Raw genomic sequence first — 13,455 nt, 5'->3', positions numbered from 1 at the left:
GTACAGCAGCGTGCTGCCCAGCGAGCGCAGGAACTGCGCGTCGCCGGTCAGCTCGATGAAGTTTTGCAGCCCCACGTAGTTGATCTGGCCGGAGCCCATTTGCCAGTCGGTGAACGAGATCGCCAGCACACTGAGCAGCGGCAGCACGACCAGGCCCAGCAGCAGCAGCGCGGCCGGCAGCACCATCCAGTAGGCGGCGGAAATCTGGGCGCGACGCACCGCGCGCGGCAGCGGCCGTGCCAGGGGTCTGACCAGCGCGCCGCTATGCATAAGCCAGCACCAGGCCGGATACGGCGGGCGGCCGCACACGCTGGCCAGCGGCGTCGAACAGCAGGGCATCACCCGCCTCCAGGCCCAGCGTCACGCGCTCGTTGCGCTGCGGCGGCGCGCCCGACTCCTTGAAGTGGCGCGCCACCAGCAAGGCGCCGTTGTCCAGGCGCAGGTTGACCAGGCTTTCCGGCCCCAGGTTCTCGACCGCGATAACGGTTGCGTCCAGGCTGTTCGAGGCGCCCATGCGGCCCAGCCGCAAGCCTTCCGGCCGCACCGCCAGCGTCACGGCCTGATCGGCCAATTGCCGGCTGGGATCGACCCGGCACAGCGGCTGGCCCTCGATCACCAGCATGCCGTCGGCATCGATGGCGGCGGCGATGCTGTTGATCTGCGGCGTGCCGACGAAGCGGGCCACCTCCAGCGAAACAGGATCGTCGTACAGCTCGCTGGGCGTGCCCACCTGCGCCACGCGGCCCACCGCCATCACGGCGATGCGGTCGGACATGGTCATCGCCTCTTCCTGATCGTGCGTGACGAAGACGAAGGTGGAGCCGAGCCGGCGATGCAGCTCGGCCAGCTCCAGGCGCATGGCAATGCGCAACTGGGCGTCCAGATTGGACAGCGGCTCGTCCAGCAGAAAGACGCCCGGCTCGCGAACCATGCCGCGCCCCAGGGCCACGCGCTGGCGCTGGCCGCCCGAGAGTTGCGGCGGACGGCGCTCCAGCAGGTGGTCGATTTGCAGCGCGGCCGCGACGCGCTGCACCGCGGTCTCGATCTCGGCCTCCACGCGCCGTGTGTCGCGGCTGGGCAGCCAGCGCGCCGCCATGCGCTGCAGGCGCGTCAAGCGCCGCATGCGCAAGGGCAGGGCGATGTTCTGGCGCACCGTCAGGTGCTGGTACAGCGCGTAGCTCTGAAAAACCATGGCCAGGTTGCGGTCCTTGGCCTCGGTCGCCAGCACCGAGGCGCCGCCGATGCGCAGCTCGCCGGAATCGGGAAACTCCAGGCCGGCAATGATCCGCAGCAAGGTGGTCTTGCCGCAACCCGAAGGGCCCAGCAGCGTCAGAAATTCGCCGTGCTCAATGTCCAGGTCGACCGAGCGCAGCACCGCCGTGGCGCCGAACGACTTGGACAGACCGGTGATGCTGATGCTTGACATAAATCCTCACAGGGAGTTGTGAACCGTGATCCAGCGCTTCGAGGCGGTGGGCAAGGCGCCTAGTTCACTGCGCCAACATGAAAGATTTATGACATTTCGATAACTCCTTGCCAGGGAATATTCGCCGTCCACCAGCTCGGCATCTGTGCCAGCGTAGCGCTGTCATTGCGGGCCTGACCCGCAATCCATGGATGCCGGATGTTGAAACCCCGGACCCGATCCGGGGCCGGCATGACAGTGCCCCCCTCTGCACGTGCCATGGTTCAAGAAAACCCGCATGCAACTCGCCCGGTTGTCATAAATCTTTCATGTTGGCGGAGTGAACTACAGGCCATGCACAACTCCAGCGACTGATTTAGACATCCGTATGACAAGCGACACAACAACAAGCGAAAAACCGGCGCGCTCGGCCTGGCTGGCGGTGCTGGCGCGCGCCAGCCGAGCCGAACTGGAAGACCGGCTGCCGGCGGCGAGCGAATTGCCGCCTCTGCAAGCGGTTCGCCCGACGGAGGTCGGCATGGTCATGCTGCGCGGCCGCGTCGGCGGCACCGGCAACCCGTTCAACCTGGGCGAGGCCAGCGTGGTGCGTTGCGCGCTGCGGCTGGGCGACGGTCCGCTGGGCGTCTCTTATGCGCTGGGTCGCGACAAGCGCCGGGCCGAACTGGCGGCGCTGGCCGATGCCTTGTTGCAGGACCCGCGCCATCACGACCGGCTGCAGCGTTCGCTGATCGAGCCGCTGGCGCGATCACAGGCGCAGGCCCGTGCCCGCAAGCAGCAGGCCGTGGCGCCTTCCAAGGTCGAATTTTTCACTTTCGTGCGAGGTGAGGCATGACAGCGGCATCAACTCTGGCGGCCGGTCTGGTCGATGGCGTGCATGAAAGCCAGCAGGCGTTTCGCGCCCTGCTCGATGCGCTGGCGCGCCCCGGCCAGGCGCGCTGGGTCGGGGAGGCCTTGCCGGGCGTGGCGCTGGGCGGCGCGCTGGCGCGCTTGTTGCTGTGCCTGAGCGACGACGAGACGCCGGTCTGGTGGCAGCAGCCGGATGCCGGCCTGCCACAGTGGCTGCGTTTTCATACCGGTGCGACGCTGGCGCAGCGGCCCGAGCAGGCCGCCTTTGCGGTGCTCACGGGCATCCAGCAGGGGCTGGCGCTGGCCGACTTTGCCGCCGGCAGCACCGAGTCGCCCGAGTTCTCCTGCACGCTGCTGATCGAGCTGCCCAGCCTGAGCGGTGGGCCGGAGCTGGAATGGCGCGGCCCCGGCATTCAGACCCAGCAGCGCGTCGCGCTGCAAGGGTTGCCCATCGATTTCTGGAGCCAGTGGCAAGTCAACCACGCCGCCTTTCCGCAAGGCGTGGACATTGTTTTTACCTGTGGCGAATACGCCTTGGGCCTGCCGCGCACGACCCGCGTGCGGCGACTGGAAGGAGTCTGAGATGAAGCCCCCACGCTCATCACTTTGTGTATTCACTGCCCCCCGAGGGGGCGCAGGCTTCCCTTGGGGCGGCCCGGCGGGAGCCTGATATGTATGTTGCAGTAAAAGGCGGCGCTGCCGCGATCGAGAGTTCCTGGCGGCTGCTGGAGCAGCAGCGCCGGGGCGACACCGACATCGCCGCGCTGTCGGTGGCGCAGATACGCGCCCAACTCTCGCTGGCGGTGGACCGCGTGATGAGCGAAGGCTCACTGTATGACCCGGAACTGGCGGCGCTGGCGATCAAGCAGGCCAGCGGCGACCTGCTGGAGGCGGTGTTCCTGCTGCGTGCCTACCGCACCACCTTGCCGCGCCTGGGTTACGCCTTGCCGCTGGACACCGCGCGCATCACGCTGCTGCGGCGCATCTCCGCCACCTTCAAGGAGGTGCCGGGCGGCCAGTTGCTGGGGCCTACCTACGACTACACGCAGCGCCTGCTGGACTTCGCGCTGCTGGCCGAGCAGGACTCCAGCGAGCCGGCGCCGGCAGCACCTGAGGCGCCAGCGGACAGTGCGCCGGGCAGCGCTGCGGCAACCCCGGAGCCCGCCGCGGTGGTGCCGCGCGTCAACGATCTGCTGGCGCGTGAAGGCTTGCTGGAGACGCCGCAGCCCAGGGACGATGCGACAACCGGCGATCTGACGCGCGAGCCGCTGATGTTTCCGGCCGACCGTGCCTTGCGCCTGCAGGCGCTGGCGCGTGGCGACGAGGGCTGGCTGCTGGGCATGGGTTACTCGACGCAGCGCGGCTATGCCAACTCGCATCCGTTCGCCGGCGAGATCCGGCGCGGTTTCGTCAGTGTCGAGCTGGTTCCCGACGAGTTGGGATTTGCCATCGACATTGGCGACCTGGAAGTCACCGAGTGCCAGATGGTCAACCAGTTCAGCGGCAGCCGCGAGTTGCCGCCGCAGTTTACCCAGGGCTACGGCCTGGCTTTCGGCGGCTCCGAGCGCAAGACCATGGCCATGGCCCTGGTCGATCGCGCCCTGCGCGCCGACGAGCTGGGCGAGCCGCGCATCGCGCCGGCGCAGGACCCCGAGTTCGTGTTGTCGCACGCCGACAACGTGGAGGCCTCCGGCTTTGTGCAGCACCTCAAATTGCCCCATTACGTGGACTTTCAGGCCGAGCTGGAACTGGTGCGCAAACTGCGCGCCAGCCATGCCCAGGCCGCCCCGGCGGCAGCCGGCGGCGCCAGTTCTTTCCGGCACGATCAGCAGGAGGCCGCATGACGGACAGCCATTACAACTTCGCCTTTCTGGACGAGCGCACCAAGAAGCGCATCCGCCGTGCCCTGCTCAAGGCCGTGGCGGTGCCCGGCTACCAGGTGCCGTTCGGCTCGCGCGAGATGCCTTTCGCCTACGGCTGGGGTACCGGCGGCGTGCAGATCACGGCCAGCATCATCGGCTTGAGCGATGTGCTCAAAGTCATCGACCAGGGCGCCGACGACACCACCAACGCGGTCAACATCCGGCGCTTCTTTGCCCGCACCACGGGCGTGGCGACGACCGAGAAAACGGCCGAGGCGACGCTGATCCAGACGCGCCACCGCATTCCGGAGGTGGCGCTGACCGAAGCCCAGGTTTTGGTCTACCAGGTGCCCATGCCGGAGCCGCTGTTCCGGCTGGAGCCGCGCCGGCGCGAGGCCATCAAGATGCACGCCTTGAGCGAATACGGCTTGATGCACGTGCGGCTCTACGAGGACATCGCGCAACTGGGCGCCATCTCGCACAGCTACGACTATCCGGTCATGGTGAACGAGCGCTACCTGATGTCGCCGTCACCGATCCCCAAGTTTGACAACCCCAAGATGCACATGAACCCGGCCCTGCAACTGTTTGGCGCCGGCCGTGAAAAACGGCTTTACGCAATCCCGCCCTACACCCCGGTGCGCAGCCTGGACTTCGAGGACCATCCGTTTGAGGTGCAGCGCTGGGAGCATGCCTGCGCGCTGTGCGGCGCCAGCGAGAGTTATCTCGACGAGATGATCGTCGACGATGCCGGCAGCCGGCTGTTCGTCTGTTCCGACAGCGATTACTGCGAGCAGCGGCGCGACGCCGGTCATGTCGGCGGCCAGCAGGCGGTGACCCTGCGCGACGCGCTGTCCGAGCCATCGCCGGCAAGCGCCCAGGAGGCCGTATGAAGCCGCCCGTGTTGCTGTCGGCGCGGCAAGCTGGCAAGGCTTTCGTACAGCAAGGCCAGCCGCGCTGGGCTTGCCGCGATGTGAGTTTCGATCTCTATCCCGGCGAGGTGCTGGCGGTGGTGGGCGAGTCGGGCTCCGGCAAGAGCACGCTGCTGCGCCTGCTGGCGGCGCGCCTGGCCTGCGACGAGGGCGCGGTCCATTACGACCTGCGCGCCGAGGCCGACAGCCAGTCCGGCGCGCTGGTGGACCTGGCCACGCTGTCGGAGGCGCGGCTGCGCTGGCTGGCCCGCACCGACTGGGGCTTCGTCGAGCAGCATGCCCGGGACGGCCTGCGCATGAACGTCTCGGGCGGCGCCAATGTCGGTGAACGCCTGATGGCGCTGGGTGCCAGGCACTACGGCCAGTTGCGCAGCGAGGCGGTCGCCTGGATGCAGCGCGTGGAACTGGACACCGCGCGCATCGACGACCTGCCCGGTACTTACTCCGGCGGCATGCAGCAGCGCCTGCAGATTGCGCGCAACCTGGTGACGCACCCGCGCCTGGTGTTCATGGACGAGCCGACCACGGGGCTGGATGTGTCGGTGCAGGCGCGCCTGCTGGACCTGCTGCGCGAGCTGGTGGACGACTTGCAACTGGCGGCCGTGGTGGTCACGCACGACCTGGCGGTAGCGCGCTTGCTGGCGCAGCGCATGCTGGTCATGAAGGACGGCCGCGTGGTCGAGCAAGGCCTGACCGACCGCGTGCTGGACGACCCCCAGCATCCCTATACCCAACTGCTTGTTTCCTCGGTGCTGACGCCATGAATCCCCTGATTGAAGCCATTTCCCTGTCCAAGACTTTTACGCTGCACGGCCGCGGCGGCCTGCAACTGCCGGTGTTCGCCGGCATCGATTTGAGCGTGCGCGCCGGCGAATGCCTGGCGCTGACCGGCCATTCGGGCAGCGGCAAGAGTTCCCTGCTGCGCTGCCTCTACGGCAACTACGGCGCCAGCAGCGGCGAGGTGCGTATCCGCCATCTGGGCGACTGGGTCAGCCTTTCCGGCGCCGCGCCGCGCGAGGTGGCCGACGTGCGGCGGCGCACGCTGGGCTACGTGTCGCAGTTTTTGCGCGTGATTCCGCGCGTCGCCACGCTGGACATCGTGGCCGAGCCGCTGCGCCGCCTGGGACACAGTGCCGACGAGGCACGCGCGCAGGCGGCGCTGTGGCTGCAACGGCTCAATCTGAACGAACGGCTGTGGCATCTGCCGCCGGCCACTTTTTCGGGTGGCGAGCAGCAGCGCGTCAACATCGCCCACGGCATGATCAGCGCCCCACCGGTGCTGCTGCTGGACGAGCCGACGGCCTCGCTGGACGGCGACAACCGGCGCGTGGTGGTGGAGCTGATACGCGCGGCGCGAGAGCAGGGCAGCGCCGTCATCGGCATCTTCCATGACGACGAAGTGCGTGAGGCGGTGGCGACGCGCTTGCTGGACGTCGAGCGGTACCGGCTTGATGCGTCCATGGCGGGGGCCGTGCCGTGAGCGCCGAGCTGGTTTTCAGCAATGCGCGCCTAGTGCTGCCGCAAGAGGTGGTGCTGGGCACGCTGAGCGTCCATGGCAAGCGCCTGGGCCAGGTCCACAGCGGTGGCACGGCGTTACCGCAGGCGCTGGATCTGGAAGGGGACTATCTGTTGCCGGGCCTGGTCGAGATTCACACCGACAACTTCGAGCGCCACCTGATACCGCGGCCCAAGGTGCACTGGGTTGAACTGCCGGCCTTGCTGGCGCACGATGCCGAGATCGCGGCGGCCGGCATCACCACCGTTTTCGATGCCATGGGGATCGGGGATGTGGAGCACGACAGCCTGCGCGGCGGCGACATGGGGCGCGTGATTTCAGTCATCGACCACAGCACCGAGCGCGGCATGCTGCGCGCCGATCATCACCTGCACGTGCGCTGCGAGTTGCCGGCGGCCAACACGATTGACCTGTTCCGGCCTTTTCACGGCCATAAGCGCCTGTCCCTGATCTCCCTGATGGACCACACCCCGGGCCAGCGTCAATGGGAAAACCTGGAGCATGCGCGCGTCTACTACACCGGAAAAAAAGGCTGGAGCGCGGAGAAGTTTGAACACCAGGTGGCGCACGCCGCGTCGATGCAAGCGCAGTATGCGGTGCCGCACCGGGCCTACTTTGCCGACTACTGCCGCGGCCACGGCATCGCCATGGCCAGCCACGACGACACCACGGTGGACCATGTGGAGCAGGCGCACACCGAGGGCGCTTTCATCTCCGAGTTTCCGACCACGCTGCTGGCGGCACGCGAGGCGCATAGCCGCGGCCTGCTGACGGTCATGGGCGCGCCCAACGTGGTGCGCGGCGGCTCGCACTCGGGCAATGTTGCGGCGGCGGAACTGGCGCGCCAGCAACTGCTGGACATCCTCTCGTCCGACTACGTGCCGGGCAGTCTGCTGACCGCCGTTTTTCGCCTGGTCGACGACGGCCTGATGTCGCTGGCGCAGGCTGTCGCCACGGTGACCCGCAACCCGGCGCGTGCCACCGGATTTTTGGACCGGGGAGAGATTGCCAGCGGCCTGCGCGCCGACCTGGTTCGCGTGCGCATGGTTGAAACGCCCGACGGAAAACACCACGGCGTGGTGCGCTCGGTCTGGCGCGAAGGGCAGCGGGTGCTTTGACAATGAAGCAGCGCATCGGCCCGGACCTGGTCTGGGACAAGTGATCGGAACTACCCAACATGAGCTATACCCACATTGCCGCCCACAACCTGCCGGATGCGGTCCGTCTGGGGCTGGAGCCGACGCTGGCGTTGGATGCCGTGGTGCGCGACTGCCGCTTCGGCCGCTACACCCAGGTCGGCCGGCAGTCGCACATGGAAGACTGTCTGCTGGATGATTACGCCTACGTTCAGCACTACTGCGACCTGATGTCGGCGGACATCGGCAAGTTTGCCAACATCGCCAACATGGTGCGCGTCAACCCCGGTTTCCATCCCATGGAGCGGCCCACGCTGCACCACTTCAGCTACCGCCCGACGCTGTACGGCATGGCGCAGCATGACGATGCGGACTTCTTCGCCTGGCGGCGGCGCCAGCGCGTCGTCATTGGTCACGACACCTGGATCGGCCACGGCGTGGTGATCATGCCGGGGGTGCGCATTGGCAACGGCGCCGTGGTGGGCAGCAACTCGGTCGTCACCAGGGACGTGCCGCCCTATGCCATCGTCGCTGGCGCCGCCGCCAAGGTGATACGGCAACGTTTTCCGCGCTCCATTGCCGAGGCCCTCGAAGCCACTGCCTGGTGGGACTGGGATCACGAAACGCTGACCGCGCGCATGGCGGAGTTCAAGGATTTACGGACTTTTCTGGCCAGGTACGCGCCCTGACAGGGCTGGTTTGCGATGGGCCGCCAGTCGCCTGGCGTCGCTGGCAAAATGGTGGGATGCCGCCGATCAGGGACGGTGTTGCCAATCGGCCGCACTTTTCCCTGGGCAGGTTGGTATTGCTTGCCAAGTTTACTGTTAATTTGTACAGTACTGGTCATCGCCCCAAATATCCAGAACCATGCTCTTCGAGTTTTCAACGAACGCCGACAGCGCGAACCAAGCTTATGCCAATGGTATTGCGGCAACACGCTCGATCCCGAAGGCGGAACAAAAAGCCCTGGGACAGTACATGACGCCACCGGCGATCGCGGAATTCATGGCGCGGCGTGCGGTGCAGGGGTTGGGTGCCGCCACGATCAGGATACTGGAGCCGGCCGCCGGTTCCGGCGTCCTCGCTGCAACGGCCATTGATGCTTTGCTGGGTTCGGCAGATACGCCGCGCAGAATAGAACTGCTGCTCCATGAGATTGACGAGCGACTGATCCACGGCCTGCGGCATGTATGCGAGGCTCTCAAACTGAAATGCGCCGCGCGGGGGGTCGATCTCGACTATGTCGTTGCCAATGAAGATTTTCTTTTATCGGCGACGGCCCGGGAACAACAACCATTGGTCGATCTGGTCATCAGCAACCCTCCTTATTTCAAGTTGGGCAAGCTCGATCCTCGCGTCACGGCGCATTCCTATTCGGTCTGGGGGCAGCCCAACATTTATGGTTTGTTCATGGCGGCCTGTTGCGGCTTGTTGCGCGCCGGCGGCCGGTATTGCTTCATCACGCCACGGTCCTGGATGAGCGGCCCTTATTTCTCGGCCGTGCGCCGTCATCTGCTGGCGCATCTGCGGCTCGACGCTATCCATGTTTTCGACAGTCGATGCGCTCATTTTTCCGGCGATGAAGTGCTTCAGGAAGCGGCGATCACCTGGGGCACGGCGCGCGCCCAGGAAGGTCCGATCGCGATCAGCAGCAGCTACGGTGCGAAGGATTTGGACACGGCGCTGGTACAGCACCTGGCGCCGTCACTGTTGGTGAGTCCCTTGAGTGAGAGGGTCATTCGCTTGCCATCTCCCGCCAAACCCGCTCCGTCGTCGAAGCTGACCCACGGTTTTGCCAGCCATGGTCTCAAGGTGTCGACCGGGCCGGTGGTGGCGTTTCGTGCGGCGGCTTTTCTGCGGCATGAAGAAGCGATTGATTCGGTCCCGTTGCTGTGGCTGCAGCATGTCAAGGCCATGGCCATCGAGTGGCCCATCAAAAAGAAGCGCGAGCACATTTCTGTTCGCGCGCAAAACGCCTGGATGCTGTTGAAAAACGAACCCATGGTCATCTTGCGGCGCTTCAGTCCCAAGGAAGATGCGCGGCGCGTGACGGCGGCGCCCTATTTCGGTGACTTGCCCGGCTCTGTCATAGGTATCGAAAACCATCTGAATTACATCAGCCGGCCGGGCGGCGCCATGTCGGCAAAAGAGGTTGCCGGGCTGGCGGCATTTTTGAACAGTCAGAGTGTCAGTGAGTATTTTCAGGCGGTCAGCGGTCACACCCAGGTCAACGCCTCCGACTTGCGGCTATTGCCGCTGCCCTCCCTGACCGAGTTGGAACAGATTGGCGCCCTCGTGAAACCCCATTCGCCGCCGGAGGCGATTGACGAAGTGGTGGCGCAAGTGCTCGATTTGCCTCTTGCGTCGGAGCGAGCGTTAGACTCGCTCCATGCGTAAAACAACCACCGCTCCGATTGACCACGGTATGCCGGCGCTGGTGCCGCTCAAGGAAGTCCAGCAACGCCTGAATCAGATTTTTCCGGAAGCCTTCCCCGATCGGCGCATCCTGGTGGGGAGCATGGCGGTCCGTGTGGTCTACGTATTTCTTTACGGCGATTTCATTGAGGGCAGCGGCCACTGTTTGCGACCCAGTCATGTCTATTTTTTCACGGGCGAGCAAGCCCAAAAGACTTCGCACAGCGAGCGAACGCAGTGGCGTGGGGATGCCGGTAAACCAGGGTTCCGTCCTTTGGGCCAGCGCTGGTATGCCGATAACAGCCGGGAGTCGATTCGTGATGATCTGATGCGCAACACCATGCTTCGTTTGGGCATTGCGCACAAGCAAACTGGTGTTGCCGTGACCTCCAGCCAGCCGATCTGGTATCTCGACAAGGATTTTGCCGCGTTATTTCACTCGGCACTCAAGGGATCAGCGCTTGACCAGGCGATTGCCAAGTGGCGCGCAACAGCGCTCGATGCCGGCACGCTTCAGAGAATGGCGCTCCGGGCCGGCGGGATACAGAAAAAAGCGGGGGATGTCTTCATCGAGATGCCCGACGGCTCACGCCTGCGAGTTTCAGCCGGGCCTTCCTCCGTCATTGCCAAAGACGTTATCGAGCAGTACGCGCGGAAACATCTTGAGGCCCCGGAAGTTCTTTGGTTGAGTGCTTCCGACAAAAAAGCCTACCCGCAGTTTGTTGAACTGGCTGCCACTGTGGGGCTTCGGTTCGATCTGAATGCCGAGTTACCGGATGTCATCCTGGCGGACATGACCCGGCCCGTGAAATTCGTTTTTTGCGAAGTGGTGGCAACCGATGGACCGGTCACAGAGGCGCGACGGGAAGCCCTCATGCAACTGATTGAGCGGTCGCGAATCCCTTTGTCTCACGTTACCTTTGTCACGGCCTACGAAGACCGCAATGCCGCGCCATTCAAGAAGAACTTCAGCCAGCTTGCGTACAACTCGTACGTGTGGTTCAGAACAGAACCTGATCTTCTGGTGCACTTGTCAAGTATCGCTGTGCCTTGACTCAAGGCGAGGCGTCTTCCGGCGCCGCCACCAGCACCTCGACCCCCGCTTTCTCGATTTCCTGCCGGGTGCCGGGGCCCTTGCCGGCATCGGTGATGACGCGCGTCACCTTGTCGAGCCGGGCGATGCGGAAGATCGCCTGGGCGTAAAAGTGTGTCGCAATTCATTTCCTGGTCTTGGCAGGGCTGGGCAACAAGGCGAAATGGCCGCTGAGACACCTCGGAAAGCACTGCCGTGAGCGTCATGGGCATGTCACATGCGCGCCCTAGGATTCGACCCCGACATATCGTCTGAACTTACCCAGTCTTTTCTTACATGCAAACCGCGAACATCTTCCAGCTACGTTCCTTGTACATCGCCATTGCAGCCGGCTTTCTGCTCCTGTCGGGTTGCGGTGGCGGCAACGACACAGCATGGACTACTCCCGCTGCACCCAAGGGCGTGGGCAGCGTGGATACGGCGCCCGTCGCCAGCGAAGCCGCTGCCTTGCCCTTTGTCGACAACGTGGCCAGCAACCAACGGGGCGATGCACGCTACGCCACCCTGGCGACCAACGCCGGGGTCCGTGTGGCGGCGGGTTTTCTTGACATCTGGAAACCCAGCAGCTTGATCGTGGACGCAGGTGTCACCGCCGCTGCCAACGGCAGCTTCCCGGCGGTGGTGGCCTCTACCTGGTCAGGCATTCCCGGTGATGCCACCGATGGCACGGTGCTCAACGCCACGGTGCATAACGCCAATATCCAGTACGTCGTCAATGCCACGACCAACCGCACCAGCGCACAAACCCTGGCCGCCTACCTGGACGACCGGCGCGGCAAGGCCTACAGCATGAGCGACGGCATGGGCCCGCTGACCACAGCCTGGCGCACCGCAGCCCAGCAAAACACCAGCATTACGGCGATTGCCGCTGACGCGACCACCGTGTTGTACAACGACACGGGCAACAATGCGGGCGTAGGCGGTACGGCCAACACGCAAAACTTTGGTGCCGTGGTGGACATCGTGGGCAACATCGGTGAAAACGGCTCCACCGAGCCGGCCAAGCGTTTTTACAAGTATGCACGGCCCTGGCGCTGGAGCAGCAGCGTGCAGGTGGTGCCGGCGCTGGTTCCCGCCAAAAGCGGCGCACCCAAGACGGATGGGGGTTTCATCAGCGGCCATACCGCCGAGGCTGTGCGTGATGGCATCGCCATGGGCTATGTGGTGCCCGAGCGCTTCCAGGAACTGCTGACCCGCGCCGGTGAGTTGGGCGAAAACCGCATCCTGGCTGGCATGCATTCACCGCTGGATGTGATCGGCGGGCGCATCCATGGCCAGGCTGTGGCTACCGCCAGCCTTTATTCCGGCATCAACAGCAGCAAACGCTCCGCCGCCGCCGCCCTGGCACGCAGCACCTTGATGGCCGCCGTGGGTGTCACGACTCCGGCCGCGTTCAACGCGTATGCCCATTCTCAAAGCACCACGGCCGATCGTTTTGCCGACCATGCCACCAACAAGGCAAACTACCGGCGCTACCTGACGTTTGGGTTTACCCAGATTGCCGATGCCAGCAAGGCCGCCACGGTGCCCAAGGGGGCCGAGGTGTTGCTGGAAACCCGCCTGCCCTACCTGAGCGCCGACCAGCGTCGCGTGGTGCTCAAGACCACCGCGCTGCCTTCGGGCTACCCGGCGCTGGACGATGCCGAGGGCTGGGGCCGTTTGAACCTGTTTGACGCGGCCGACGGCTATGGCCTGTTTGCGGGCGACGTGGTGGTGTCGATGGATGCCAGCTTGGGCGGTTTCAATGCGCAAGACAGCTGGCAGAACGGCATCGGCGGCGCGGGTCTGCTGACCAAGCGCGGCAGCGGCCAGCTCACGCTGACGGGCAACAACAGCTACAGCGGCGGTACGCTGCTGGAAGCGGGCACGCTCGAAGGCACGTCGGCCACGGCGTTTGGTCGCGGTGATGTGTACCAAAGCGGCGGTGTGCTGCGCATCAATGCCGCCAACAAGCTGACCATGGGAGCGCGCTACACCCAAACCGGCGGCATGCTGCAACTGGTGCTCGCCAGCGGTGGTCAATTGGCGGTGACCGGTGACATCACCCTCGGTGGGGTGCTCGACGTCAGCTTCCAAACCGGCTACAAACCGGCCGTGGGCGATGTGCTTAACGTCATCACCGGCGCCAGCGTGCACGGCACCTTCAGCAGCATCACGGTCAATGGCTACACCGTGACGCCGATCTACTCCGCCACCGGTCTGCAGTTGCGCATTACGGCCTGATCCATT

The 13,455-nt window shown here is 65.0% G+C and carries 12 protein-coding genes and 1 pseudogene; 11 read left to right on the top strand and 2 right to left on the bottom strand.

The window, feature by feature from the left end; translation table 11 throughout:
• Positions 1 to 270 (bottom strand): annotated as a pseudogene (locus tag PHS32_RS07190) (hypothetical protein); the annotation flags it as partial.
• Positions 263 to 1,426, bottom strand: coding sequence for an ABC transporter ATP-binding protein (locus tag PHS32_RS07185; protein WP_301078242.1), 1,164 nt, complete (start codon positions 1,424 to 1,426; stop codon positions 263 to 265). The gene PHS32_RS07185 and the pseudogene PHS32_RS07190, both read right to left, overlap by 8 nt.
• A gap of 367 nt (positions 1,427 to 1,793) precedes the next feature.
• Here PHS32_RS07185 and phnG point away from each other — a divergent pair, with 367 nt between their 5' ends.
• The 11 genes from phnG (at position 1,794) to PHS32_RS07130 (ending at position 13,449) form a co-directional block, all read left to right on the top strand.
• Positions 1,794 to 2,258, top strand: a complete 465-nt coding sequence (gene phnG / locus PHS32_RS07180; RefSeq protein WP_301078241.1) for a phosphonate C-P lyase system protein PhnG — start codon at positions 1,794 to 1,796, stop codon at positions 2,256 to 2,258.
• On the top strand, positions 2,255 to 2,854 hold the full coding sequence (gene phnH, locus PHS32_RS07175; RefSeq protein ID WP_301078240.1) for a phosphonate C-P lyase system protein PhnH: 600 nt from the start codon (positions 2,255 to 2,257) through the stop codon (positions 2,852 to 2,854). The genes phnG and phnH overlap by 4 nt, the downstream gene beginning before the upstream one ends.
• Positions 2,855 to 2,943: 89 nt before the next feature.
• Complete coding sequence (locus PHS32_RS07170; protein ID WP_301078239.1) at positions 2,944 to 4,116, top strand: carbon-phosphorus lyase complex subunit PhnI; 1,173 nt, start codon at positions 2,944 to 2,946, stop codon at positions 4,114 to 4,116.
• Positions 4,113 to 5,027: an alpha-D-ribose 1-methylphosphonate 5-phosphate C-P-lyase PhnJ gene (locus PHS32_RS07165; protein ID WP_301078238.1), complete on the top strand. Its 915-nt coding sequence runs from the start codon at positions 4,113 to 4,115 to the stop codon at positions 5,025 to 5,027. Before PHS32_RS07170 ends, PHS32_RS07165 begins: the two co-directional genes overlap by 4 nt.
• The gene (gene phnK, locus PHS32_RS07160; protein ID WP_301078237.1) at positions 5,024 to 5,830 is read left to right on the top strand and encodes a phosphonate C-P lyase system protein PhnK; all 807 of its coding nucleotides are present in this window, start codon (positions 5,024 to 5,026) and stop codon (positions 5,828 to 5,830) included. The genes PHS32_RS07165 and phnK overlap by 4 nt, the downstream gene beginning before the upstream one ends.
• Positions 5,827 to 6,546 carry a phosphonate C-P lyase system protein PhnL gene (phnL, locus tag PHS32_RS07155; protein ID WP_301078236.1) on the top strand — a complete coding sequence of 240 codons (720 nt, stop codon included), beginning with the start codon at positions 5,827 to 5,829 and terminating at the stop codon, positions 6,544 to 6,546. Before phnK ends, phnL begins: the two co-directional genes overlap by 4 nt.
• On the top strand, positions 6,543 to 7,700 hold the full coding sequence (locus PHS32_RS07150) for an alpha-D-ribose 1-methylphosphonate 5-triphosphate diphosphatase (RefSeq protein WP_301078235.1): 1,158 nt from the start codon (positions 6,543 to 6,545) through the stop codon (positions 7,698 to 7,700). The genes phnL and PHS32_RS07150 overlap by 4 nt, the downstream gene beginning before the upstream one ends.
• 59 nt (positions 7,701 to 7,759) lie before the next feature.
• The gene (locus PHS32_RS07145) at positions 7,760 to 8,407 is read left to right on the top strand and encodes a DapH/DapD/GlmU-related protein (protein WP_301078234.1); all 648 of its coding nucleotides are present in this window, start codon (positions 7,760 to 7,762) and stop codon (positions 8,405 to 8,407) included.
• A 178-nt stretch (positions 8,408 to 8,585) separates the two neighbouring features.
• Positions 8,586 to 10,115: an Eco57I restriction-modification methylase domain-containing protein gene (locus PHS32_RS07140; protein WP_301078233.1), complete on the top strand. Its 1,530-nt coding sequence runs from the start codon at positions 8,586 to 8,588 to the stop codon at positions 10,113 to 10,115.
• Positions 10,108 to 11,187 (top strand): BsuBI/PstI family type II restriction endonuclease, encoded by a 1,080-nt coding sequence (locus PHS32_RS07135; protein ID WP_301078232.1) that lies wholly within the window; start codon positions 10,108 to 10,110, stop codon positions 11,185 to 11,187. Before PHS32_RS07140 ends, PHS32_RS07135 begins: the two co-directional genes overlap by 8 nt.
• A 315-nt stretch (positions 11,188 to 11,502) precedes the next feature.
• Positions 11,503 to 13,449: an autotransporter-associated beta strand repeat-containing protein gene (locus tag PHS32_RS07130; protein WP_301078231.1), complete on the top strand. Its 1,947-nt coding sequence runs from the start codon at positions 11,503 to 11,505 to the stop codon at positions 13,447 to 13,449.
• Positions 13,450 to 13,455: the final 6 nt, after the last annotated feature.

Origin of the sequence: Rhodoferax sp., from assembly GCF_028714215.1 — a bacterium.
GTDB lineage: Bacteria > Pseudomonadota > Gammaproteobacteria > Burkholderiales > Burkholderiaceae_C > Rhodoferax.
Note: the sequence above shows the minus strand (reverse complement) of the source record. Positions and strands in the feature narration are given on the sequence as shown.